The sequence below is a fragment of the Belnapia sp. AC561 genome, assembly GCF_979252845.1.
The window spans coordinates 1-6,414 of record NZ_CEEDBP010000025.1; the positions used below are offsets into that span (position 1 = coordinate 1).

A 6,414-nucleotide genomic window follows, 5' to 3' on the forward strand; every position below is an offset into this window, starting at 1 on the left:
CCTGCAGCCCCCGTGATGCCCGCGCCGGCCGCCGAGCCCCTGGCCCCCCGCTTCGACGTCGCCCGTGTCGGCGCCCGCGGCATGCTGGTCACCGCCGGCCGCGCCGCCCCGGGGGCCGAGGTCACCCTGCTGGAATCGGGCCGCGACATCGGCCGGGCCCGCACCGACAGCCGCGGCGAATGGGTCATCCTGCCGACCGATCCCCTGGCCCCGGGCCTGCGGGAGCTGTCGCTGCTGTCCCGCCTGGCCGGCAGCGAGCCGGTGCCCTCCCGCGACACCGTGCTGCTGGTGGTGCCCGAGCCGCCGGTGGCCCTGAACCCGGGTACCGCACCGGCCCCCGCCGCCCTGGCCGTGCTGCTGCCGCCGACCGCCGCCGGCTCTGCCGCCCCGCGCCTGCTCCAGGCCGCGCCGGCGCCGGAGCCGTCCCGCCAGCGCCTCGGCCTCGATGTGGTGGATTACGACGAGGCCGGCGGCATGCGCTTCGCCGGCAGTGCGCCACCCGGCGCCCAGGTCCGCCTTTATGTCGGGGCGGACCATGCCGGCGATGCCGTGGCCGATCCCGCCGGCCGCTGGGCGCTGACGCCGGTGCAGCAGCCCACCATCGGCCGCCATACCCTGCGGGTGGACCAGCTTGCCGCCGCCGGCTCCGTCGCCGCCCGGATCGAGCTGCCCTTCCAGCGCGATGTCCTGCCGGAGGAGGCGCTGCGCGATGGCCGCGTCATCGTCCAGCCCGGCTATAGCCTCTGGCGCATCGCCCGAAGGGCCTATGGCCGCGGCCTGCGCTATACCGTCATCTATGCCGCCAACCGGGACCAGATCCGCGATCCCGGCCGGATCTATCCCGGTCAGGTCTTCAGCGTGCCCGGGGAGGCACCATCCGCCGTGCCGCAGGCCGTCTCCAGCCGGTCCAGATAGGGGTCCAGCGCCAGGGCGAAGCGCACCATGGCCGCGACCAGCTCCGTCGCCGTCGGCGGCTCCTGCAGGGGCGCGCTGGATTCCAGCATGATCCGGTGGTCCGGCAGCAGCCGCGCCCGCCAGCCCGGCGGCAGGCTGCCGGGCAGGGCGGCCATGGCCTCGAAGGCCTGCGGCCGGTCCGCCCCCGCCTGCGCCGTGGAGGGAATCCGTGCCGCCATCGTGGCGAGCTGCACCGATTCCGGCGAGAGCGAGGCCTCGCACCATCGCCCCCGCCAGGCGAAGCGCATCGCCGGGCGCAGCCCGGGCTCCCGCGGCTGCAGGGTGCCAGCCTGATCGATGGCGAAAGGTCCCAGCGTCAGCGGCCGGGGCGTCGGGCTTTGGGCGGGGATGATTTGCATGTCAGGCATAGCTTGCCGCACAGGCATGAACGCACCATAAACCGCGGCCATGGCCCTTGGACAAAGTCTGAAAATCGTGCTGGCCCCGCCGCATCCGGCGGGCCGGCCCTTCCTCCTCATCGGTGCGGCGGTGGCGGTCCTCGGCGGGCTGCTGCTCGGCGCCTGGCTGTTCTGGCTGGGGCTGATCTTCGTCCTCTTCTGCCTCTACTTCTTCCGCGACCCGACGCGGGTCCCGCCCGACCGCGCGGACCTCGTCCTGGCCCCGGCCGATGGCCATATCGTCAGCATCGTCCAGGCCGTCCCGCCCGAGGAACTCGGCCTCGGCCCGGTGCCGCGCTGGCGCGTCGCCATCTTCCTCTCGGTGATGGACGTGCACGTGAACCGCGTGCCGGTCGATGGCACCGTCACCCGCATCGCCTATCGCCACGGCAAGTACCTCAGCGCCAACCTGGACAAGGCGAGCGTGGACAACGAGCGCAACGCCATCGCCATCCGCCTGACCGATGGCCGCGACCTCGCGGTGGTGCAGATCGCCGGCCTCATCGCCCGCCGCATCCTCTGCGACATCCGCGAGGGCGATACGGTCCAGGCCGGCGACCGCTTCGGCATCATCCGCTTCGGCAGCCGCACCGATGTCTACCTGCCCGAGGGCATCCGCCCCGGCGTCGTCGAAGGCCAGACGATGATCGGCGGCGAAACCGTCATCGCCGACCTCGCCCCGCCGAAGTTCGCCCTGTGAGCGGCACCGGTGCAGGCGGTGGCTCCAGCGGCCGCCCCGGCTTCCGCGGCCGCCTGCGCCGGTTCCGGCCGCGCACCCGGCCGCGCTACAAGGGCCCGTCCTTCAACCGGCTGATTCCCAATATCCTGACCCTGCTCGGCCTCTGCGCCGGGCTCACCGCCATCCGCTTCGCGCTCGATGCGCAATGGGAGAAGGCGGCGGTGCTGATCGTCGTCTGCGCCGCGATCGATGCGCTGGACGGCCGCCTCGCCCGGCTGCTGAAGGCGACCAGCCGCTTCGGCGCCGAATTCGACAGCCTCTCGGATTTCCTCTGCTTCGGCGTCGCCCCGGCGCTGATCCTGTTCCTCTGGACGCTGCACGACGCGCGCGGCCTGGGCTTCGCGCCCTGCCTGCTCTTCGCCGTCTGCTCCGCGCTGCGGCTGGCCCGCTTCAATGCCTCGCTGTCGGATGCGCCGGCCCTGCCGCTGACCGGGCCGCCGCCGAAGCCCGCCTATTCGCAGAATTTCTTCACCGGCGTGCCGGCGCCGGCGGGGGCGGGGCTGGTGCTGTTTCCACTGTTTGCCGCCCTCGTGCTGCAGGACTGGGGCTGGACGACGCTGGCCGGCGCGGTGCGGCACCCGATATTCGTCGGGCTGCTGCTGGTGGTCTCGGGCGGCCTCATGGTCTCCACCCTGCCGACCTGGAGCTTCAAGAACTTCAAGGTCCCGTCCGAGTACGTGCTACCGCTGCTGCTCGGCATCGGCGCCTATGTCGCGGTGATGCTGACCGAGCCCTGGGCCGCGCTGGCCACCGGCGGGCTGATCTATGCCGGGATGCTGCCGTTTTCCGCCCGCAGCTACCACCGGCTGAAGCGGGAAGCGGAATCGATGCTGGAACCCGTGGCGGTGAGCAATGGCGAGGCGCCCGGCTGAAAGCCGGCGCTTCGGCCTTTCCCGCTATCCGGTAGGCAGCTAGGCTTCAGGGCGAAGAAGGCGGCCCGACCCGCCCCAGCCCTGGAGGGGACGGCCATGCCGCCGATGTGGTGCCACCGAATCTCCCCCGGCAGGGCCTTCGGGTTCAGGGCCAGGCCCGATGCCGCCACTTCCGCACCCCTGTCCTGGATAGGCTGACCTCATGCCGATCGACCCCGGCGCGCTCCGCGTCCTGCAACTCATCAAGGAATTGGGCCGCCCGCCCCTCCATACCCTCAGCCCGGAGGAGGCCCGCGCCGCCTCGGCCAAGTCGCGCAGCGTGCTGCAGCCGGAAGGGGCCGAGGTGGCCGAGGTCGAGGACCTGAGCTGCCCCGGCCCGGCCGGCCCCATCCGCCTCCGCCGCTACCGCGCCGCCGGCACCGCGGCGACCGAGACCTTGCCCTGCCTGGTCTTCCTGCACGGCGGCGGCTGGGTCATCGGCGACCTCGACAGCCATGACCAGCCCTGCCGGACGCTGGCCAATGCCGCCCGCTGCTGCGTCGTCGCGGTGGACTACCGGATGGCGCCCGAGCATCTCTATCCCGCCGCGGTCGAGGACAGCGCCGCGGCGCTGCGCTGGGTCGCCGCCAATGCCGGGCGCCTCCGCATCGACCCCGCCCGCCTCGCGGTCGGCGGCGACAGCGCCGGCGGCAACCTCGCCGCCGTGCTGGCCTTGATGGGCCGCGACGGCGACGTGCCGGCGGTCGGCTTCCAGATGCTGCTCTACCCGGCGACCGACATGGCCGGGCTGCACCCGGCCTATGAGCGCTTCACCGAGGGGCTCATCCTCACCGACAAGACCATGCGCTGGTTCGTCAACCACTATGTCCCGGACCCGGCCCGGCGCGTCGAATGGCAGGCCTCGCCGCTGCGCGCCGCCAGCCTCGCCGGCACGCCGACCGCCTATGTGATGACGGCGGGCTACGACCCGCTGGTCGACGAGGGCGCGGCCTATGCGAAGCGGCTGGAGGCGGATGGCGTGCGCGTCACCCATGTCCACATGGCCGACCAGATCCATGCCTTCCTGACCATGGGCAAGTTCATCCCCGCCTCGGATCTCGCGCTCCGCCACGCCGCGCTGTCGCTGGCCTACCATTGGCAATACGGAGACGCCGCATGACCACCCCGCGCAAGGGCATGCTCGACGGCAAGTCCGCCCTGATCACCGGCGCCGCCTCCGGCATCGGCCGCGCCGCCGCGCTGGCCTTCGCCCGTGAGGGCGCCTGGGTCGCCGCCGCCGACCTGACCCTGGAAGGCGCCCAGCGCACCGTCGCCGCCATCGAGGCGCAAGGAGGCGAGGCGGTCGCCATCGCGGTCGATGTCACCGACGATGCCGCGGTGAAGGCCATGGTCGCCGCTGCGGTTGCCGCCTTCGGCGGGCTCGACTGCGCCTTCAACAATGCCGGGATCGCGCCCTACCAGCTCAACTCCGCCGGCGTGCCGGTGGCCGACATGGAGGAGCCGGCCTGGGCCCGCATGCTCGACGTCAACCTGACCGGCGTCTGGCGCTGCCTGCGGCATGAGGTGGCGCAGATGCGGACCCAGGGCGGCGGCGCCATCGTCAATACCGCCTCGATCATGGGGCTGGTCGCCGGGCCGGGCTCGGCCGCCTATGTCGTCAGCAAGCATGGCGTCATCGGCCTGACCAAGGCCGCCGCCCTCGACCATGCCGGCGACGGCATCCGGGTGAATGCCGTCTGCCCCGGCTATATCGAGACGCCGATGACCGAGGACACCATGCGCCGGCGCGGCGAGCGGATCATGGCCCGCACCGCGCTCGGCCGCATGGGCAAGCCGGAGGAGATCGCCGAGGCGGTGGTCTGGATGTGCTCCGACCGCGCCAGCTTCGTCACCGGCTCCGCCTGGACCGTGGATGGCGGCTACACCGCCCTCTAGGCCTATTTGGCGAAGCGGTTCTTCAGCGGGATGGCGGCCAGCGACAGCGCCGCCAGCCCGAACAGCGCGCCCAGGATCTGCGGCGTCAGGATGCTCCGCAGGTCCAGCGCCCCGCCCGAATCCAGCACCGAGCCCAGCCCGGCGCCCGAGAGGCTGAAGACCGCCGTCCCCGGCAGGATCCCGAAGAAGGTCGTCAGCGCATAGACCGGCAGCCGCACGCCGACGAAGGCCGGCACCAGGTTGACCAGGAAGAAGGGGAATAGCGGCACCAGCCGCAGCACCAGCAGGTAGGACCAGGCATTGCGCCGGATCCTCTCGGCCAGGACCCGCCCGCGCTCCCCGAATTTCTCGAGCGCCGAGTCCCCGAAGATCATCCGGGCAAAGAGGAAGACCAGCACCGCCCCGATGGTCGCGCCCACCATGCTCAGCAGGGTGCCGAGCACCGCCCCGAACAGGAAGCCGCCGGACAGCGTCAGGATGACCGCCCCCGGCACCGAGAAGGCGACCGCCGCCGCATAGGCCGCGACGAAGGCGACCGCCGCCAGCGCCAGATTGCCGCCGACCCAGCCGGTCAGCGCCGCCCGGTGTGTCCGTAAGGTCTCAAGCGACAGCAAATCGCCAAGCCCCGTGGCCCGCAGCCCGAGGATCAGCGCGACCGCCGCCAGCCCCAGCCAGAGCCTTTTGTCCCGCAGAAACCGGCCCAGGGTCAGAACTCCGTACCGGCAACGATGAACCGGCCGAACAGCGTCGCCAGTGCAACGATGCTGCCGAAGATGTAGCGCAGCAGCCCAATCTTGCTGGACTGGCCATGCCTGGTGGCGATCACGCTCGCCTCGATCATGTGCGACAGCGGCAGGGTCCTCCGAGGTTGAAACCATGGGGCGGCGGGTCGATCGGCCGCGTTCCGGAAGGGCTCCGGCATTTTCGCCGGCCCTCCAAACACTCCGCATAGGCTGCATACCGTGTTAGTATTTTCGCCGAAGGCGTGCATCAAGCGGGCAGGGTATGGCTGCGGAACCGCTAACGAGCCGGAAATGCCTTTCAGGCAAGTGTTTGATTTACCCGTGAGGTTATACACTATGTCGGAAGAAGCGAGGGGGCTGCTCGACCGTGGAGCGTGAAGTCGCAAGGGTGGCTGCAGCCTGCGATCTGAGGGCGTTCCGCTATATCCCCTTTGCCGGCATCGAGTTCGACCCGGTGCCGCTCCAGGCCGAGCCCGAGCCCGAACCTGCACCCGAAGCGGTGGCCGCGTCTACCGCTGCCGAGCCCGCCTTGCCGGTTGCCCCGCTTCCTGTCGCCGCATCGCCCGCTGTCCCCCCGCCTGTCGCCATCGAGCCCGAGCAGCCGGCCCCCGCCATCCCGGCGCCGGAGCCCGCAGCCATCCCGGTCCCCGTCGCAGCGCCCGATGCCGCACCGGTCCTCGCGGTGCCCCATCGGGAGGTGCCCCATCGGGAGGTGCCCCATCGGGAGGTGCCCCATCGGGAGGTGCCCCATCGGGAGGTGCCCCATCGGGAGG

Annotated in this window: 8 protein-coding genes; 5 read left to right on the top strand and 3 right to left on the bottom strand. The window is 71.7% G+C overall.

What is annotated here, in order from left to right; all coding sequences use genetic code 11:
• On the top strand, positions 1–915 hold a 915-nt coding region (locus AC0IW9_RS19200), incomplete at its 5' end, for a LysM peptidoglycan-binding domain-containing protein (RefSeq protein WP_471649901.1).
• Here the strand turns inward: AC0IW9_RS19200 and AC0IW9_RS19205 are convergent.
• Positions 846–1,313 (bottom strand): hypothetical protein, encoded by a 468-nt coding sequence (locus AC0IW9_RS19205; protein ID WP_471649902.1) that lies wholly within the window; start codon positions 1,311–1,313, stop codon positions 846–848. The two genes, AC0IW9_RS19200 and AC0IW9_RS19205, sit on opposite strands and share 70 nt — an antisense overlap.
• A 49-nt stretch (positions 1,314–1,362) precedes the next feature.
• Here AC0IW9_RS19205 and AC0IW9_RS19210 point away from each other — a divergent pair, with 49 nt between their 5' ends.
• The 4 genes from AC0IW9_RS19210 to AC0IW9_RS19225 all read left to right on the top strand — a co-directional run bounded on the left by AC0IW9_RS19210 (position 1,363) and on the right by AC0IW9_RS19225 (position 4,898).
• Positions 1,363–2,052, top strand: coding sequence for a phosphatidylserine decarboxylase (locus AC0IW9_RS19210; RefSeq protein WP_471649903.1), 690 nt, complete (start codon positions 1,363–1,365; stop codon positions 2,050–2,052).
• Positions 2,049–2,963: a CDP-alcohol phosphatidyltransferase family protein gene (locus tag AC0IW9_RS19215; RefSeq protein WP_471649904.1), complete on the top strand. Its 915-nt coding sequence runs from the start codon at positions 2,049–2,051 to the stop codon at positions 2,961–2,963. The genes AC0IW9_RS19210 and AC0IW9_RS19215 overlap by 4 nt, the downstream gene beginning before the upstream one ends.
• 202 nt (positions 2,964–3,165) lie before the next feature.
• The gene (locus AC0IW9_RS19220) at positions 3,166–4,122 is read left to right on the top strand and encodes an alpha/beta hydrolase (RefSeq protein WP_471649905.1); all 957 of its coding nucleotides are present in this window, start codon (positions 3,166–3,168) and stop codon (positions 4,120–4,122) included.
• Positions 4,119–4,898: an SDR family NAD(P)-dependent oxidoreductase gene (locus AC0IW9_RS19225; RefSeq protein ID WP_471649906.1), complete on the top strand. Its 780-nt coding sequence runs from the start codon at positions 4,119–4,121 to the stop codon at positions 4,896–4,898. The genes AC0IW9_RS19220 and AC0IW9_RS19225 overlap by 4 nt, the downstream gene beginning before the upstream one ends.
• A gap of 2 nt (positions 4,899–4,900) precedes the next feature.
• On the opposite strand, the gene AC0IW9_RS19230 is transcribed toward AC0IW9_RS19225, so the two are convergent.
• On the bottom strand, positions 4,901–5,512 hold the full coding sequence (locus AC0IW9_RS19230) for a TVP38/TMEM64 family protein (protein WP_471649907.1): 612 nt from the start codon (positions 5,510–5,512) through the stop codon (positions 4,901–4,903).
• A 92-nt stretch (positions 5,513–5,604) separates the two neighbouring features.
• Positions 5,605–5,820, bottom strand: a complete 216-nt coding sequence (locus AC0IW9_RS19235; RefSeq protein ID WP_471649908.1) for a hypothetical protein — start codon at positions 5,818–5,820, stop codon at positions 5,605–5,607.
• Positions 5,821–6,414 lie beyond the last annotated feature (594 nt).